At 38.1% G+C, this 16772-nt stretch carries 17 protein-coding genes; 13 read left to right on the top strand and 4 right to left on the bottom strand.

Features of this window, described 5'->3' with window-relative positions; translation table 11 throughout:
* Positions 1 to 108 precede the first annotated feature (108 nt).
* From I6N95_RS12190 to I6N95_RS12155, 8 genes are all read left to right on the top strand, one after another.
* Complete coding sequence (locus I6N95_RS12190; RefSeq protein ID WP_209528246.1) at positions 109 to 1092, top strand: DUF4003 family protein; 984 nt, start codon at positions 109 to 111, stop codon at positions 1090 to 1092.
* 34 nt (positions 1093 to 1126) lie between these two features.
* The gene (locus tag I6N95_RS12185; RefSeq protein ID WP_209528245.1) at positions 1127 to 1861 is read left to right on the top strand and encodes a MurR/RpiR family transcriptional regulator; all 735 of its coding nucleotides are present in this window, start codon (positions 1127 to 1129) and stop codon (positions 1859 to 1861) included.
* Between the two features lie 66 nt (positions 1862 to 1927).
* Entirely contained in the window at positions 1928 to 2506 is a 579-nt protein-coding gene (locus I6N95_RS12180) for an AAA family ATPase (protein ID WP_209528241.1), read from the top strand.
* A 1-nt stretch (position 2507) separates the two neighbouring features.
* Positions 2508 to 3347, top strand: a complete 840-nt coding sequence (locus I6N95_RS12175) for a nucleotidyltransferase domain-containing protein (RefSeq protein WP_209528238.1) — start codon at positions 2508 to 2510, stop codon at positions 3345 to 3347.
* Positions 3348 to 3518: 171 nt separating this feature from the next.
* Positions 3519 to 4268: a MurR/RpiR family transcriptional regulator gene (locus I6N95_RS12170; protein ID WP_209528235.1), complete on the top strand. Its 750-nt coding sequence runs from the start codon at positions 3519 to 3521 to the stop codon at positions 4266 to 4268.
* A gap of 196 nt (positions 4269 to 4464) precedes the next feature.
* A complete protein-coding gene (locus I6N95_RS12165; RefSeq protein ID WP_209528232.1) occupies positions 4465 to 5766 on the top strand; it encodes a PTS sugar transporter subunit IIC in 1302 nt (433 codons plus the stop codon).
* A 33-nt stretch (positions 5767 to 5799) separates the two neighbouring features.
* Complete coding sequence (locus tag I6N95_RS12160; protein WP_209528230.1) at positions 5800 to 7230, top strand: 6-phospho-beta-glucosidase; 1431 nt, start codon at positions 5800 to 5802, stop codon at positions 7228 to 7230.
* 249 nt (positions 7231 to 7479) lie between these two features.
* Positions 7480 to 9369 (top strand): GTP-binding protein, encoded by a 1890-nt coding sequence (locus tag I6N95_RS12155; protein WP_209528227.1) that lies wholly within the window; start codon positions 7480 to 7482, stop codon positions 9367 to 9369.
* Positions 9370 to 9411: 42 nt separating this feature from the next.
* Here I6N95_RS12155 and I6N95_RS12150 read toward each other — a convergent pair whose 3' ends face one another.
* From I6N95_RS12150 to I6N95_RS12135, 4 genes are all read right to left on the bottom strand, one after another.
* Complete coding sequence (locus I6N95_RS12150; protein WP_209528223.1) at positions 9412 to 9792, bottom strand: PH domain-containing protein; 381 nt, start codon at positions 9790 to 9792, stop codon at positions 9412 to 9414.
* Positions 9793 to 9954: 162 nt separating this feature from the next.
* A complete protein-coding gene (locus I6N95_RS12145; RefSeq protein WP_209528220.1) occupies positions 9955 to 10170 on the bottom strand; it encodes a DUF3955 domain-containing protein in 216 nt (71 codons plus the stop codon).
* Between the two features lie 164 nt (positions 10171 to 10334).
* Positions 10335 to 10754, bottom strand: a complete 420-nt coding sequence (locus I6N95_RS12140) for a GNAT family N-acetyltransferase (protein WP_209528216.1) — start codon at positions 10752 to 10754, stop codon at positions 10335 to 10337.
* Positions 10755 to 10770: 16 nt separating this feature from the next.
* The gene (locus I6N95_RS12135; RefSeq protein ID WP_209528212.1) at positions 10771 to 11826 is read right to left on the bottom strand and encodes a YdcF family protein; all 1056 of its coding nucleotides are present in this window, start codon (positions 11824 to 11826) and stop codon (positions 10771 to 10773) included.
* Positions 11827 to 12010: 184 nt separating this feature from the next.
* Between I6N95_RS12135 and I6N95_RS12130 the strand changes: the two genes are divergently transcribed.
* The 5 genes from I6N95_RS12130 to I6N95_RS12110 all read left to right on the top strand — a co-directional run bounded on the left by I6N95_RS12130 (position 12011) and on the right by I6N95_RS12110 (position 16670).
* Positions 12011 to 13150 carry a PA2928 family protein gene (locus tag I6N95_RS12130; protein ID WP_209528209.1) on the top strand — a complete coding sequence of 380 codons (1140 nt, stop codon included), beginning with the start codon at positions 12011 to 12013 and terminating at the stop codon, positions 13148 to 13150.
* A gap of 304 nt (positions 13151 to 13454) precedes the next feature.
* Positions 13455 to 15065: a ribosomal protection-like ABC-F family protein gene (gene abc-f / locus I6N95_RS12125; RefSeq protein WP_209528206.1), complete on the top strand. Its 1611-nt coding sequence runs from the start codon at positions 13455 to 13457 to the stop codon at positions 15063 to 15065.
* Between the two features lie 116 nt (positions 15066 to 15181).
* The gene (locus I6N95_RS12120; protein WP_209528202.1) at positions 15182 to 15637 is read left to right on the top strand and encodes a DUF1801 domain-containing protein; all 456 of its coding nucleotides are present in this window, start codon (positions 15182 to 15184) and stop codon (positions 15635 to 15637) included.
* Between the two features lie 126 nt (positions 15638 to 15763).
* Positions 15764 to 16057, top strand: a complete 294-nt coding sequence (locus I6N95_RS12115; protein ID WP_209528199.1) for an autorepressor SdpR family transcription factor — start codon at positions 15764 to 15766, stop codon at positions 16055 to 16057.
* A complete protein-coding gene (locus tag I6N95_RS12110; protein WP_209528196.1) occupies positions 16050 to 16670 on the top strand; it encodes an SdpI family protein in 621 nt (206 codons plus the stop codon). The genes I6N95_RS12115 and I6N95_RS12110 overlap by 8 nt, the downstream gene beginning before the upstream one ends.
* Positions 16671 to 16772: the final 102 nt, after the last annotated feature.

Below are 16772 nucleotides of genomic sequence, written 5' to 3'. Positions count from 1 at the left end.
GTTTTTTTGGTGTTCACTGGTTAATTTTTATGATCACAGGCGATCATTTTATGTTAAAATTAAGAGACTAATGTTAAAGGTAGGTGTGTTTCGATGGAGGCAAGAAGAATGATGAGGTCTTTAACACTGAATTATCATACATTAAAATCGACGATGAAGTGGACAGATAAACGAATTCTATATTTAATGGCGAAAGCATTTATAGGTAGGGAAGAATTATTGGATACAGTCGAAATTGAACGGGTTCGCAAACGTTTGAAATCGGAAACGGGGTTTTTTACCAATTTAAACGCAACGGTCCGGGACATAATTATTGCCTTAATGGTGGCCAATGAAAAAAGCTCAGATAAAGATGTGCTTCTCTTATTGGATAGTTATAATGAAATGAAGGAAGTCGGTTTTAAAGGCTCTTCCTATACGTATTTTGGTGCCTATTTACTTCAATTTTCAAAGCAAAGCAATAAGTTTGAAACAATGAAAAGAGGAGCGGAGATATACGATGCAATGAAGAGCTCTCATCCGTTTATTACTGGAAAAGAAGATTACTCAATTGCGATCTCTCTCGCTCAAAATGAAGGTCTGGCTTTATTTAGGCCTCAGGAAATTACTGATATGGTGGACTTTTACTACGATGGATTACGTCAGGCAGGGCTAAAAAGTCGGGATAACGCACAAGCGGCTGCGGCGACATGTGTGTTACTTTTAGGAGAACAGAGCAGTCGTTTTGTTTTAGAAATGGAAAATACAGTGAGTGAGCTGGCGAAGTTTGATATCAAACCTAAGCCATTATTGTATACATCAATTGTTATCCTAACTTTTTTAAGGCAAGAAGTCAGTGATTTAACATTAGATGATCTTAGCGAGTTTTTACAAGAGGCTGAGGAGCATGTAAAGGTCTTTTTGGATAAAAATTATCAACGAACGATGGCTTTAAACTTGTTTATTGAAAATCAATCTAAAGAACTCGGTGACGAAGTGACAAACACAGTGGCAATCACTCTAAATCAACTCATTATTCAGGAACAAGTGATGGCAGCCGCTGCCGCTTCTAGTGCAGCCGCTGCTGCCGCAAGTAGCAGCAGTGCTTCTTAATCAGTCTTTTATTTGACTCCCTAGGAGGGAAAAGATGTTTACTTACGAACAGATCCAAAGCTTAAACGATTTAGAATTTGGTGTTTATAATTATGTGATTCAACATATCGTTGAGGTTCGCACAATGAAAATTCGAGAGTTGGCAGACAATGCCCATGTTTCTACGACAACGGTGCTTAACTTTTGTAATAAAATGGGCTGTAAAGGTTATTCTGAGTTTAAGATTAAGCTTCAATTGATGCATGAAAAAGAGGAACTAGCGGAATTAACCGATGATACTGTGGCAATGATGGATTTCTTTAAAAAAATAAATACCGATGATTTTAAAGATCAAATAAATCACAGTGCTGAAATTATAGCGAATGCCTCCAGTGTGTTTTTTTATGGCATTGGCAGTAGTGGTATCTTGGGCCAATATGGGGCTCGTTATTTATCTAATATGGGCATTTACGCGACTCACATCAATGATCCGTTTTATCCAATTCCACAAGAGGTTAAAGATAATACCATTTTAATCGTTTTATCAGTATCTGGCGAGACTTCCATGGTTTTACACCGTGTCAGCGAATATAAACAAAATAATTTTAAAATTATCAGCATTACGAATAGTGATTCTTCGACGTTGTCCAAAATTTCAGATGGAGCTGTCGGCTATTACATGCCAATTGAAAAAAAAGGGCCTATTCACAATATTACAACTCAAGTGCCCGTTATTCATATCATTGAAACCTTGGCCCGTAAAGCCTTTGAAATTAAGAATCAACCTTAAGGATGATGAACCTCGAAGCTTGTAAAGCGGCTCGAGGTTTATTTTAGATAGAAATGGAGGAAGCAGATGGGCATAATCATTATTATGGGACCACAGGCCGTAGGGAAAATGACTGTTGGCCAAGAATTGGAAAAACTATTAAACTTTCGGTTGCTATTTAACCATATGACGATTGATTTATTGGCGCCTTTTTTAGGTTACACTCCGACAATGTGGGAGTTATCAAGTGATCTGCGTTTAGAGTTATTTAAACGATTTGTTAGCAACGCTGATAATCCAGTAGACGGCATTATTTTTACGGTGCTGATTAACTTTGACTCTCAAGAAGACTTAACATTTTTAAGGGAGGTTCACACTATTTTCGAAAAGAAGGATCAGCCTGTTTATTTTGTTGAATTGGAGACGAATCTTGAGACACGATTAAAACGAAATATTACTGAAAATCGTTTAAAAGCCAAACCATCAAAGAGAGACCTGGCATTTTCTGAGAAGGAATTAATGGATACCGTTGATAACTATCGGTTTAAATCGTTACCTGGTGAACTAGCATCAGAAAATCATTTGGTTATTGATAATACGAGCTTATCACCACAGCAAACGGCTCAACACATTTATGACTATTTTTCACTTGGAGGTGACTCATGAGATGCAACCTTTTGAAAAAGACATGACTCTGGCTAGAATCGAATTATGTCAAAAAATTGAGAAATCCCTAAAAGCGGACAATTGCATTTTAGGCGCCTTTTACGGCGGTTCTATCGCTGAAAATCAAGAGGATCCTTACTCAGATATCGATTTACGTCTAGTCGTTGATTTGGAGACATTCCATCAATTTAACCAGTTTAAGGTGGGGTTAGTTAATCAATGGGGAACCATTCTTTTTTTAGAAAATGAACAATCTACTAATTTACTGATAGCTCATTACGATACGTTTATTAAAGTAGATCTATTTTGCTATTCAATTGAGAGTTTAGTTCCGTCATTATGGACAAGACAAATAGAGATCATCAAGGATGTTCCAAGTCACTTGTTAACTAATTTGATGGTGAATTCTAGGGAAGTATCGTATTCATTGTCATTGAGTGAGCTAACTAATTGGCAAACTAAATTTTTTGCATACTACCATGAAGTTTACCGCAGAATTAAAAGACATGAGCATTATTATGCATTAGATTGTATTGATAAGATGAGGCAATTAATTGTAATCGGCTGGCATTATCAAGCTGAGTTATTACCTAATAGCTTAGGCGATTGGGCCAAGTATCAAGGGGCTCGAAGCCGCCTTAATAATCAGCAGCAAGAGCAATTGATTGATTTTTTTCTTGATCAAGATTTAAGTCAACTAACCGATGTAATGGCTGAATTAAGCTTGGCTTTTTTGGTGATTTGTGAAGGATTGGAAAAAAAGGCGACTTTGCCATACAGAAAAAGTGATTGCCAGAAAATTTTTGATAGGGTTGATTTTGGTTGTTTAACGGATTGTTAATCGTTATAAAAGACATAAAAAGAAATCAGTACCCTTTATAAAGGGTAGCTGATTTCTTTTTTTAGCACTGCATCTGTGCTAAACTTACGACAGTCACCTAGTTTTGTTATTAATTAATTTAGTGATAGGGGGCTTATCTTTCAGGCTTGGCAGTAGGAGGAAGACCAAAAGATGTTCGATTTGGAAAAAGTAAAAAAACTCAATGATTTAGAAATGATTGTGTATCAATTCATCTTAGAAAATAGTGATCAAGTTGCTAACTCAACGATCAGACAATTATCCTCGGATTGTCATGTCTCAACTTCAACAATTTTAAGATTTTGCGGAAAATTGGGGTTTGAGGGCTTTTCAGAATTTAAATACGCTTTAAAAAAAGAGCACAAAATAGTCGATACATTGGAGAATTATTATGAGGCGATTATTCATGTGGATTCTTTTATGAAAAAAATGTCTGATAAATCATCTGTACAAGCCATTGACCCTGCAGTAGAATTGATTGCTGAAGCTCGACATGTGGTCTTTTCTGGTATTGGGACAAGTGGCACCCTCGGGGATTACGGTAGTCGCTATTTTGCTAATTTAGGGATTAACGCTTATAGTATGCTGGACCCATTTTCACCAGTGCCAGTCAGAGGACTGGAGAATACCTTGGCAATTATTTTGTCTGTTTCAGGTGAAACCAAAGAAATGGTGAAACAAGTGACTGATTTTAAAAAGTATGGTGCTAAAGTACTGAGCATTACCAACAATGAATTTTCGACAGTGGCGCGCTTGGCTGATCATAATTTATCCTATTACATGCCAGAAGAGCATTCCGCTTTTTTTGATGCAGCTATTAATTTGACCACTCAAGTTCCTGTTATTGTTCTATTAGAGATATTGGCTCATCGCGTGAATCGTAAATTAAGCATAACGGATTAAAACAAGCGCTAATAAGCTTGTTTTTTTTGTTGAGACATGTGTCTGTCTACTGGAAAGGACTGTTAATTTGATTGATCTCACGTTATATTATAAGTGTAATCGCCTTCAACTTGAAGAGGAGCGCTACTCCTTAAGTTGGAAGGGCATTTATTGATTTTTGTTTAGAAACTTATTTGATAAAAAGGAGATTTGACTGATGAATAATTTTATTAATGAGAAATTACTACCACCAGTTTTAAAGTTTGTTAACACCAAACCGATTACGGCGTTACGTAACGGTATGTTGTACACCATGCCATTTACCATTGTAGGGTCGATTTTCCTCTTATTGGCAAATATCCCGTATACCCCTGCCGCAGATTGGGTCAAGAGTATTGGGATGGATGTTTATTTTAATCAAGCATATGGGGCTTCATTTGCCATTATGGCTATTTTCGCGGTAATTGGGATTGCATACTCTTATGTGAAAACAGAAGGCTTTGAAGGTTTACCAGCAGGAATGGTGGCACTTGTAACGTTTATTTTGTTTATGTCTGCTGAAATTACCGACCCTGAAAGTAAGGTCACAATTGGTAACATTATTAATAAAGACTGGACAGGCGGAAAAGGGATGATCACCGCTATCTTAGTTGGATTAATTGTCGGAATTATTTATAGTTGGTTCTTGCGCCATGATATACGGATTAAAATGCCTGATGCTGTGCCGGAAAACGTCGCTAATTCATTCACAGCCTTAATTCCTGCGGCAGCAATTATTACCGGTGCCATGATGATCTATATTTTCTTTGACAAAGTCTTTACGACAACCTTGTTCGATTTTATTTACGATGTCTTACAATCACCTTTGCAAGGAGTGACGGATTCATTAGGTGGTGCTTTGTTCTTAGGATTCCTAGTACCGCTTTTCTGGTTTTTTGGGGTTCATGGTTCGACAATTGTTGGTGGCATCATGGGACCTATCTTATTAGCTAACTCATTAGAAAATACAGATATTATCAATTCTGGTAAAGAGTTAACCTTGGCTAATGGAGGGCACATCGTTACCCAGCAATTTTTGGATCAATTTTTAACAGTTACTGGTGCAGGGATGACCATCGGTTTAGTTGTTTACATGGTATTCTTTGCTAAATCAGTTCAATTTAAACAATTAGGACGTCTATCTATTGGACCTGCCATTTTCAATATCAATGAACCGATTACGTTTGCAACACCGATTGTAATGAATCCGATTATGGCAATTCCTTTCATTTTAACACCAGTTGTTTCTTCAGTTATCACATATTTTGCTTTATATACAGGACTGGTCCCACTCTTTACAGCTATTCAAGTTCCTTGGACAACTCCGCCAATCATCTCTGGCTTGATCGTTGGAGGATGGCGTGCTGCTTTACTGCAAGTAGTAGTATTAACGGTTGGGTTCTTTATTTACTTGCCATTTGCAAGAAAAATGGATGCCATTAATTACGAAACTGAAATGGGAAATGCGCAAGAAAAGTAAGGTTGAAAAGCGAGTTATAGAAAGGGTGAGAGTATGTCGATTTTAAATGAAAATTTTTTATGGGGAGGCGCAGTTGCAGCTCATCAACTTGAAGGTGGTTGGGATCAAGGAGGAAAAGGAATCAGCGTTGCAGATGTGATGACAGTCGGGGCTCATGGACAACCTCGTAAGATCACAGATGGTGTGTTAATGGGCGAAAATTATCCCAATCATGAAGCCATTGACTTTTATCATCGGTATCAAGCGGATATTCAATTGTTTGCGGAGCTGGGAATCAATTGTTTTAGAACGTCGATTGCTTGGACGAGAATTTTTCCTAAAGGAGACGAATCAGAGCCGAATGAAGAGGGGCTTCAGTTTTACGATGATTTATTTGATGAGTGCCTGAAGCATGGGATTCAGCCAGTTGTCACTTTATCTCATTTTGAGATGCCTTATCATTTAGTAACAGCCTACGGTGGCTGGCGAAATCGCAAAATGATCGACTTTTTCTTACATTTTGCTGAGGTTTGCTTCAATCGATACCAAGATAAGGTGACTTACTGGATGACCTTTAATGAGATCAACAATCAAGCTAACTACCAGGAAGATTTTGCTCCCTTTACTAATTCAGGGGTTCGTTATAAAGCGGGGGAAAATCGTGAAGAACTTATGTATCAAGCTGCTCACTATGAGTTGGTTGCCAGTGCTTTGGCTGTAAAAGCCGGGCATCAAGTCAACCCTAAACTAAAAATCGGGTGTATGATTGCCATGGTGCCGATTTATCCCTATTCGTGCGACCCGGAAGATATGATGGCGGCAGTTAGTGCGATGCAAAAGCGCTATTGGTTTACTGATGTGCATGTTAGGGGGAAATATCCTCCTTATCTGATGAAGTATCTGAAACGCAAGAACTTCAAAATGGATATGACAGAAGCTGATATAAGGGCATTAACTCAAGGGACAGTTGATTATATTGGATTTAGTTATTACATGTCCTTTGCGGTAAAAGGGGGTGGTAAAGGCCCTGCTTTTGATTATGATGAATCTCGCGATTTAGTGAGTAATCCGTATGTTAAAGCCTCGGATTGGGGCTGGCAAATTGATCCTTTAGGCTTGCGTTATGCTATGAATTGGTTTGCTGAACGCTACGAATTGCCTTTGTTTATTGTTGAAAATGGTTTTGGCGCCATTGATGAAAAATTACCAGATGGAACAGTTGATGATCAGTATCGCATTGATTTCCTTAAAGCGCATATTGAGTCTATGAAAGAAGCCGTTGAATATGATGGCGTTGATTTAATGGGCTATACACCTTGGGGCTTTATCGATTTAGTATCGGCTGGAACTGGTGAAATGAAAAAACGATATGGCTTTATCTATGTCGACAAGAACAATGCAGGCCAAGGCACATTAGCAAGAAGTAAAAAGAAATCATTTGATTGGTATCAGCAAGTCATTAAGTCAAATGGGGAGAAATTGTAATAAGTGCTACAGCAGTCTCTTAACCAGAGGCTGCTTTTTTTGATGAGTGATAAAGATCACTCCAATCTTGCTTTTGACTGAAAGTATCTGGAATTACTCAAAGTGGCTATACAATAGAACGCTCTAGTGATACTATAATAGAGCCAGTATGACAATACTTATAAGGCGTTTTTTGCAAAAGCCTTTAGCAGCTAATCTCTTATCAGTAATGGGAGACGTTCTCATGATTAATAGAAGGGAGACGATTGTATGAAACGATTAAATATTGGTATTTTGGCTCATGTTGATGCTGGGAAAACCACTTTGGTAGAACGGATTTTGTTTGAGACGAATGTTATTCGTCAAATGGGAAAAATTGAATCAGGAAACACCGTCATGGATTCGTTGTCCTTAGAGAAACATCGAGGCATTTCCATAAAAAATAGTTACACGACATTTTCTTTTGAAGGGCACCAAATTAATTTAATTGACACACCTGGACATTATGATTTTGTCGATGAAGTGGAGTATGTCTTGGACGTACTGGATGCGGTTATTTTGGTAGTGTCAGCAATAGATGGTGTTCAAAGTCAGACTAAAAAGTTTTGGCGAAAACTGCAAGCTTATGGACTACCAGTCATTATTTGGGTTAATAAGACAGATTTTCGTCATTATGATCAAGTTGCAACTTACCATGATCTTACTAAACTATTATCAGCTGATTTAATTCAACTTGTCTATAAAAACGATCAGCTATTCTTTCAAGAAGATGATTGTTATTCGTTGATTGAAGGAAATGATGAGCTAGAAGAGAGATTTTTGGAGACGGGGTTATCGACAGCGGATCTTAGGTCCCATTTTTCGTCTCAGTTCAATCAGGGGCGCAAATATCCTGTCATTTATGGATCGGCCAAAGAAGGCCACAATATCGATCAGTTATTAAAGACCATCCAATTAGTAAGCCCCAAAAAAGCAATGAATGAGTTAGCAGGGTTTGTTTATAAAGTTGCCTATGATAATAAGTTAGGAAAGGGGTGTTACATTCGTTTGTTTGGTGGTCAAATAGCAGTACGAGATATCATTAAGTTTAAAATGGGAACAAACGAACATAAAATTAGTCAGCTTAAGCAGTTAGTAGACGGTAAAATAGTAGACGTTGGCCGAGCGGTTGCGGGAGAGCTGGTGATTGCCTATGGCTTGCTCGATGGCCAGGTTGGCGATGTTCTGGGGAATTATGAGCCTCTAGGACTCCCAAAAACACCTGCCTTATTCTTGATAACTATTGAGGGGAAATCTGGGCAATTGAAAGAACTACAGCAAGCTGTTGTGATTTTAAGTGAGGAATACCCAGCCCTGTCCTTTGAGTGGTTTGGGGACTCAGCAGAAGTGCAGCTAGCGGTGATGGGAGAAATGCAAGCAGAGATTATTTACCATGAATTAACTGAGCGCTTTGACTTGTCCGTTAATGTTGGAGAACCGAAAATAATTTATCGAGAAACGCCTTCTCAAGAGGCTGTTGGATATGAAGCTTATACTATGCCTAAACCATCTTGGGCCAAAGTAAAACTATTGGTTGAAGCTGCCCCTAGAGGGTCCGGTTATGAATTTGTTAACAAGGCGAATAACGATACCTTGTTGCCACGCTACCATGGACAAATCGAAGCTAGTTTGGTTGAAAGCTTAAAAATAGGAAGACTTGGTTGGCAGGTGACAGATTTGAAAATTACGTTGCTAGAGGGAGAATCTCATCGAGAGCACACTCATCCCTTGGATTTTGCTTTAGCAACGCCAATTGCGCTACAGGATGGCCTAGCTAAGGCTGAGATGCAATTATTAGAGCCAACAGTGCTGTTGAAAATTACCACAACTGGGGAACATTTAAGCAAGGTTGTTGCAAACATCATGCAAATGGAAGGAGTCATCTGTCGGGAAGAGTATCAGGGGAATCAGGGGTACTTAGAGGCAGTTGTCCCTTTAGCGACATCTTTAAACTATGGGCAGCTCTTTTTCAAACAGACAGAAGGAGCAGGAATTTTGGAGCAGGAATTTTATGGTTATCAGGAGTGTCCGATATCGCGCTACCAGTATTTGGAACGGCGAGGGGTTGATCCCTTAAACCGAGAAAAGTGGATACTCCACCGTCGCGGAGCTATTTCGTAAAAAAACGATCAGACTGTTTGATTTGTCACAGTCTGATCGTTTTTATTTTAATACTGCCATGGCTAAGGCTTGTTGAATTTGAACAATGTTTTTATCTTTTCTAAACTGTAAAACTTCACAAGGCTCGATGGCGCTGGAAATCCATAAACTCAATTCAGCATCCAAATCAAAATGTCCCGTTGTCTCCACGCTAAAACGGGAGATTGATTTGTAAGGAATGGATTTGTATTCAACTTTTTTGCCAGTTAGCCCTTGTTTGTCAATAATTACTAGACGGTAGTCTGTAAAAACGATCAGATCACGCACTAATTTAAATGCCAAGTCAACTTTTTCGTGAGGCATTAATACGTCTTCAAGTTTTTGTTGCACTTTTTCATTGTTAGCTCGTGAAGCATTGCCCATTAAACCATCAAAAATACTCATGGTGTATGTCTCCTTCTCTCGTGTTGTATAAAACGTTTATTAAATGATAACACGGGAGGGAAATTTGTACAATCACAGCTTAAAAAAGCAAGGAGGGAATGGAGTGCCTCCTTGCTTTAGTTTCATTACTATGGGCTCAAAGGTTAGCTGGCTTTGTTCCGCTTATTTTCTGGTTTTATCTTTCAACGTTAGGTAACCAAGAAGAGAACCGCTTATCAGGCTGATAAGTAGAAAGAACAAGCTAATAGGAACTAAAAATGAATAGGGTTCAATGATGATCCCGTTTGGTTTCATGTCTGTTCCGATGAATGCTGAAAGTAAGAAACAGATGATACCGGAAATTAAGGTTACTAAAGTTAATATCGCTTTTGTATTCATGCCATATCCTCCTAAGTAATCGAATGTTGTTCGAAAAACTAATTTATTTATTTGTAATCTTAACAAATAATAAACATAAAAGGAATCAGAACGCATGTTACTTGAAGGATTTATAAGATATTTAAGGATTTTAAGGTAATATTATGTTCATAAATTATCGCTTTTTAAGATAAGTATTTGACTAAATAAAGTTTACTCTGATTGTCATTTGGCAATCCAGTTACTTTACCAAATAAGGTGAAGCCATTTTTCTCATAAAATCGTGGGGCCTGCCAACTCATCGTTTCAACAATCATTAAATGACAGCCTTTTTCTCTAGCCGAAGATTCGGCGGCTTTAATCAAGGCACTGCCAATGCCTCCTTGACGAATAGTTGGATCAACACCCAACAAACTAATGTGAAGATGGTTCCAGACAATCGAGCCAGTAAGTCCTCCAAGAAATTGTTCATGCTCAAAGGCAGCCAGTGAGAGTGTTTCTGGTACATAAGGTGGCACGTCTTCATCATGAGTTTTACTGTGGTGCTCTAATAGGGTTGCCAATAATTGTTCATTATCAGCAAGGGGAAGTGTTTTAATTTCCATCAGTAGCTCTCCTTTGTTATAAATTAAGTATTAGATCGAACAGCAAAGGTAAAAGTGATAAACCAAATAAGATTGCAATCACGGTAAGATGTTTCTTTTTAGTCATCACTAAATAACCAATGTATTCGCGAATGAAGCCGGTCGGAAGATAATAGAGTCGTGTTTTTGCGCCAACTCCTCGCGCTTTAATATCTAATTGTTTAGCGAGTTTCCCAGCTCTCAGTAGATGATAGTTATTTGTGGCGATGACAACATTTTTATTTGTGAGACCCGTGATTTGATCATTTGAACTGGCAATTCGTTCGGAGAACAGTAGATTTTCACGAGTGTTAGTTGATTTATCTTCGAGATAGATGGTGTTAACTTGATAGTTTTGTTGATCAATGTAGTTTTTCATGGCTTGGGCTTCTGATATTTCCTCATCAAGACCTTGACCACCTGATAAAATGATGGTTGGATGATGGTGATATTTTGCTACTTGTTTAGCATAAAGTTGAATCCCTCGATTGATTCGAGCTGCTAACAGCGGCGTCACTTTATCTTTATTTAAACCAGCACCTAAAATAATGATGTAATCTACTTTATAGGTTATCGGGTAAAGATTGTACAGGATAGCCGTTAAACCAAAAAGGATAAAAGTCATAGCAAAATAAATAAAAGAGGCATTCAGAAAACCAAATAATTTAAGAATCAAGGTATTGTTGACTTTTGAAGTAACAAACAGTAAAATCAGTTCAAATAGCATAAGTCCCGTTGCAATTATCAATGGTAACATGTTAGCCAGTGATTTCCGTTCATGTTTTAGTAGAACCCGCTCATTCCAAAAGAGGGCGATAATCATGGCATAAATACCAAAAAGAGCAAAAAGCATGATCGGAATAGCGATCACAATTCCCGCGAGCAGCGCAAGGGTTTGATTAATTTGTTCTAAGGCAAGCACTATGAGCGTGCTCAAACTGCCAATAAAATACAAAAAGAAAAAGCCAGTCAATAAGCTCGTTGGTTTTTGATAGATCCAATAACAAAAGAGCAGAGTGGGAATGACGATAAAGAGTATAAGTGACACTAACATATTGTGACCCCTTTTAACAAAATTGATAGTATTAGTATACCACGGTTATGTACTACAATTAAAGGGATTCATGTAACCTGACAAAATAGTCACCAATGGAAAAGATGAGGGAATTAGCTTTTATTTGAGGGGACTAGTATGATGGCGATTAATCAAGAGTAAGAGAGGATAGAGGTGGAAAAAGATGACACCAACATTTATGGAACGATATCTGGGGATGTTTCGGTTTCAGGGATGGTTTTTCCATGATGTAACACTGGGAATTGTGTATGGCATAACCTTCCTTTTTGGCATGGTATTATTTATGATGTTGTTTAAACGTAAAAAACCTAAAAAGATTGCATATTCCTATCAAAAGCAAGAAAAAGAGACAGTTTTCACCTTTCCTTCCTTAATTAGTTTTTGCTTAAGTGTGTTCTTTTTCTTTTTGCTTGTCAGCCATTTTGGACTGTTTGTTTTTGGCGGCGGCATGTCAAGAAACGAGCTGACACTCGATTCTGAGGGAATTATCAGTGACGAAGGGCTTGTGATAGCCAAGTGGCGACGGAGTGTAAATGACGGAACTTCTAACGGTATTACAACGAGCACAGCTCATTTTCAACTAAACGCATTAGATGTAAAAACAGGGACTCTCCGCTGGAATCGACGGTCCGATTGGCATGAAAAGCTAATTGGGGAAACGTCTGAAGGACTGCTATTGTTGCAAGCTAAAAAGGGAGAGCTTAAGGTAATAGAGAGTCAAACTGGTAAGGATAGATGGGGATTCCGAGAATTTGAAGAGAGATTTCCCCTTATGAAAGGCAAGTGGAGCAAAACAGAGCGGGATTATTTGGTAACTGGTGACTCATATTTATATGTTTATGGACTAGATGGTCGTTATTATCAACTGGATTTGAGCAATAATCAACTAGTGAGTGAATCGTCTTTCGCAGAGCTATTTTTAGAGCGAGATAATTTATTTTCAGAGGCAAAAGCCATGGGAATTGATGAGCTAGCAGAAAAGACTGGTGAGGACTTTTTTAATGGCAAGGTATTGCCTATTGAGGATCAGGTATCGTATTTTATCGTCCACTCGAAAACCAGAGAGAGCGATAGTGAGGGAATTATCTCGGCGCTTGACCATGACCAATCCACCCTTAAGTGGCAGAGTTCATTAGGGACTAGACTGAGTGAGACACCTTTTAACAACTCCTCGTTGGCCATTTCGAAGAGTCGGTTTTACTTTACGACTAACGGATTTTCGTTTATTTTCAATAAGGGAAATGGCAACATTGAGTTAGTTTTTGATCAGTTGTCCTATCGCCAAGTACAGCAGGGAAGATAATAATCGGGTAATCTTGCTAAAGTGTGGGTATTCAATTTCTAAGTTAGTTGCATAAATGGTTTGTTGTCTGCTATAATGTAACTATTAAATGAAAGAACGAGGTAAAGTGCATGTTAAATTAATCTTATTGCAAATTTATTTTAACGAATAAACAATAGGATTAGTGTGCACTTTTAACGATAGATGAAGCAAAGGGAAAGTCTCTTTGTTTGCTTTGCATTTACTAATCCTTCCATGATAGTGGGAGGATTTTTTGCTATTTTGATAGACAAAAAATCTCCTTTTAAATGAAAGGGATGATTGTATGACAGAAATAATGACATTGACACAGATTGAAGTAACTTTGGAAGGCAATAGATTGTTTAAAGCAGATCAATTGGGAATTAGAGCAGGGGAAATTATTGGCATAATTGGCAAAAATGGGGCAGGAAAGACAACCCTATTAAATCTTCTTTATGGGAAAGGCGAGCATACAGGACACTTAGTAACGGACCTATCTCCTTTGGAAACGGTATATGTTGAACAAGAAGTCGAGCAGTATCAAAGTCATATTGCGAAGGATTATCAACACCGAACTCTTAATAAACAGTGGCAGGCCCAAGCTGGTTTCGACCATCTAAGTGGCGGGGAAAAATTAAAGAAACGAATTCGGGAAGGGCTAAGTCAGAAAAGTCGTCTACTATTATTAGATGAACCTACTAACCACTTAGATCAAGAAAGTGTGTCTCAACTGATTGCTGAGTTGAAGCGTTATCGAGGAACGATTGTTTTAGTGTCTCATGATCGTTATTTTTTAGATCAGATTGCGACAACTATCTGGGCGATAGAGGAGCAGGAAGTAATTGTTTATAAGGGGAATTATTCTGCTTATGTGTCTCAGCGTGAGGCAGTTAGAGAGCGACAACGACGTGAATTTGCTAAACAACAGAAGGAAATAAAACGAGTAAAAAAAGAAATGGCACAACTGTCAAATTGGTCCGATGCTGCCCATAGCCAATCCACAAAAAAAGAGGGCTTTAAAGAGTATTATCGCTTAGCCGCTAAGAGAATGGATTCTCAACGAAAGTCCATTCAAAAGCGTTTGGAAGGAGAATTGGACAAACAGACAGTTGCGCGTGTAAAGGATGATTATCGTGTGCAATTTCAAATGAGTAGTTCCAGCACCAAAAAAGGACCAGTTTACTTAGTTGAGCAGCTGAAAAAAGAATTTCACGAACGACTACTTTTTCAAAATGGCGAATTCTCAATAATGTTTGGCGATCGAGTGTCAATCACTGGAGCTAATGGTTCTGGAAAGACCACCTTACTAAAAATATTACGTGAAGAAGAAAGCTATCAGGGGAAGGTCTGGCGCTCGGATTTCGCCAATATTGGTTATTTAAGCCAAGAAGTCTATGATTTACCTAATTCATTACGAATCTCCCAGTTTTTCGACTTGGATCGCGATCAATTAGGCGATGTTATGACATTATTTGTCCATTTGGGCTTTCAAATCGAACAGTGGGAGAACAAAATCGCTGACTTAAGTATGGGAGAACGGGTCAAAATTAAGTTGATGTCTCATATCATTACTCAAAAAAATGTCTTGATATTAGACGAACCGACGAATCATCTTGATATTCCAGCGAGAGAAGAGTTAGAACGCGTCTTGGAAAGTTATCATGGTACCTTGATTTTTGTCTCTCATGATCGTTACTTTAGAGAGAAGGTGGCGACCCGTCGCTTGGATATTCAAAATCAACAAATTGTGGCAGTGTCGGAACAAGTGCTAACTAAAAAGCCTGACAAGCTTTTGTTAGAATTTCAGAGAGATGAGTTGTTGTCGAAATTATCTATTTTGCCTAGTGGTAGTCGTGATTATTTAGAGGCAAGTCAAGACTTTGAACGGGTCTTAAAGGAACTAAAAGAAATTTAGTCCGTATGCGTGTGTTAAGGACCCTTTCACTTAGTTAGAGGTCAAACGCTTTTCTAGCTAAGTGTTAAGCATGTTTGTTATACTGTTACTATCTTATACTAACAGGAGTGAGGCGAATGACCGAAGTTTCTGAGTACATCCACACTATTCCAGAAAAGTGGCAAGATGGTTATATCAAACTACTTAAAACCATCGATGAGAATCTGCCAAAAGGCTTTGAATTGACGATCCAGTATGGGATGCCAAGTTATGTGGTTCCCTTAAGTAAGTATCCTGCCGGTTATTTGAATCGGGAAACTGAGCCTTTGCCTTTTATCAGTTTGGCAGCTCAGAAGAATTATCTTTCTTTATATCATATGGGACTCTATGCAGATAAAACTCTTTTAGCTTGGTTTGAAGAGGCGTATGCTAAACAAGTTCCAACAAAGTTAAACATGGGAAAAAGTTGTCTTCGCATGAGTAATGTTAACTATATTCCCTTTGAATTAATCGGGGAGTTAGTCAGTAAGATCAGTGTGGACCAGTGGATAGAGTTGTATGAGCATAGCGGGGCAACTTCAGGGAACAACTGACTGGCGAAAGGGTGGGATAATCATTCCACTCTTTTTGTCTGTTAATGATTAATGACTGTTTGCAATTTTTACAAATTAAGCGTACGATTCTATTTAGATATAATTCTAAATAGAAAGTGTGATGAAATGGAATTCCCTTTGAGTGAAAATACCCCAAAAGTTTTTAAGGCCTTAGCCGATCCAGTTAGACGAGAAATACTGGAGTTATTAAAAAAAGGTAGATTGACGGTTGGAGAAATCGTTGACCAGTTTGATTTAACGGGCGCAACTATTTCTTATCATCTATCTCAATTGCTTAAAGCAGGTTTGATAGTGGAGGAAAAACATAAAAATTTTATTTATTATGAGCTAAATGCCAGTGTCTTTGAAGAAGTTTTGTTGTGGTTAATGCAGTTTAGACAGGAGGAAAGAGATGACTAAAGAAAAACGATTGGCTTACTATGTGGGGTGCCTGCTACCTTTGGTGAGCGTCTTACTTTATCGAGGGTTACCTGATGATCTCCCGATGCAGTTTAATAGCCAAGGAGATGTGAACTATACTTTTCCCAAATGGGGCGCATTAGTTTTACTGAATGTTATAGGTCCCTATCTAAATTGGTTATATTTTTATCGAACTAAAAAAAACCCTGAGCTTACCATCTCAAATCACTTTTTTTTCTGTGTTCGTTTAGCTTTTTTTCCATTGGTAACGAGTTTAATCTTAGTCTTTATTTGGTTAAGTAACATCAAGGGGGTTACGGTCAATATTAGTGAGATTGTTACGGCAATTGTTGCGTCAGCCTTCCTTATTATTGGCAATTTTTTACCGAAATTTAAACATAAAAAAATGTTCTATTTCCCATTTATAGGCAATCAGGCCGCTGACAATCGTGTCTGGAGAATGCTGGGAATAGGCATGGTTGTCTCAGGCGTCACACTGTTTATTAATCTATATTTTCACAGTCGCTGGTTACTAGTTGTTCCTTTAATCTTATGCGTGGTCGTCCCGATTATCTTAACACTTTATTATCGCAGTAGCAGTAAATCATTGTAATTTAGCAACGGCTCTTCTTCACATATAGACAATGACTATAGATACTAAAAAAAAAGCAATTAGTCAAATAGAAGTTGTTAAGATATAGTGAAGGTATAAACA

The organism is Vagococcus allomyrinae, from assembly GCF_017829975.1.
In the GTDB taxonomy this organism is placed as follows: domain Bacteria; phylum Bacillota; class Bacilli; order Lactobacillales; family Vagococcaceae; genus Vagococcus_D; species Vagococcus_D allomyrinae.
The sequence above is the reverse complement of the archived record's forward strand: the minus strand, read 5'-3'. Positions and strand labels throughout refer to the sequence as shown.

Bases quoted from the DNA above. Each gene is read 5' to 3' on its own strand.
- I6N95_RS12120 (WP_209528202.1), top strand. From the start codon at position 15,182: ATGACCGAAGTTTCTGAGTACATCCACACTATTCCAGAAAAGTGGCAA.
- I6N95_RS12155 (WP_209528227.1), top strand. From the start codon at position 7,480: ATGAAACGATTAAATATTGGTATTTTGGCTCATGTTGATGCTGGGAAA.
- I6N95_RS12110 (WP_209528196.1), top strand. From the start codon at position 16,050: ATGACTAAAGAAAAACGATTGGCTTACTATGTGGGGTGCCTGCTACCT.
- I6N95_RS12140 (WP_209528216.1), bottom strand. From the start codon at position 10,754: ATGGAAATTAAAACACTTCCCCTTGCTGATAATGAACAATTATTGGCA.
- I6N95_RS12180 (WP_209528241.1), top strand. From the start codon at position 1,928: ATGGGCATAATCATTATTATGGGACCACAGGCCGTAGGGAAAATGACT.
- I6N95_RS12145 (WP_209528220.1), bottom strand. From the start codon at position 10,170: ATGAATACAAAAGCGATATTAACTTTAGTAACCTTAATTTCCGGTATC.
- I6N95_RS12115 (WP_209528199.1), top strand. From the start codon at position 15,764: ATGGAATTCCCTTTGAGTGAAAATACCCCAAAAGTTTTTAAGGCCTTA.
- I6N95_RS12135 (WP_209528212.1), bottom strand. From the start codon at position 11,826: ATGTTAGTGTCACTTATACTCTTTATCGTCATTCCCACTCTGCTCTTT.
- I6N95_RS12150 (WP_209528223.1), bottom strand. From the start codon at position 9,792: ATGAGTATTTTTGATGGTTTAATGGGCAATGCTTCACGAGCTAACAAT.
- I6N95_RS12170 (WP_209528235.1), top strand. From the start codon at position 3,519: ATGTTCGATTTGGAAAAAGTAAAAAAACTCAATGATTTAGAAATGATT.
- I6N95_RS12165 (WP_209528232.1), top strand. From the start codon at position 4,465: ATGAATAATTTTATTAATGAGAAATTACTACCACCAGTTTTAAAGTTT.
- abc-f (WP_209528206.1), top strand. From the start codon at position 13,455: ATGACAGAAATAATGACATTGACACAGATTGAAGTAACTTTGGAAGGC.
- I6N95_RS12160 (WP_209528230.1), top strand. From the start codon at position 5,800: ATGTCGATTTTAAATGAAAATTTTTTATGGGGAGGCGCAGTTGCAGCT.
- I6N95_RS12175 (WP_209528238.1), top strand. From the start codon at position 2,508: ATGCAACCTTTTGAAAAAGACATGACTCTGGCTAGAATCGAATTATGT.
- I6N95_RS12190 (WP_209528246.1), top strand. From the start codon at position 109: ATGATGAGGTCTTTAACACTGAATTATCATACATTAAAATCGACGATG.
- I6N95_RS12130 (WP_209528209.1), top strand. From the start codon at position 12,011: ATGACACCAACATTTATGGAACGATATCTGGGGATGTTTCGGTTTCAG.
- I6N95_RS12185 (WP_209528245.1), top strand. From the start codon at position 1,127: ATGTTTACTTACGAACAGATCCAAAGCTTAAACGATTTAGAATTTGGT.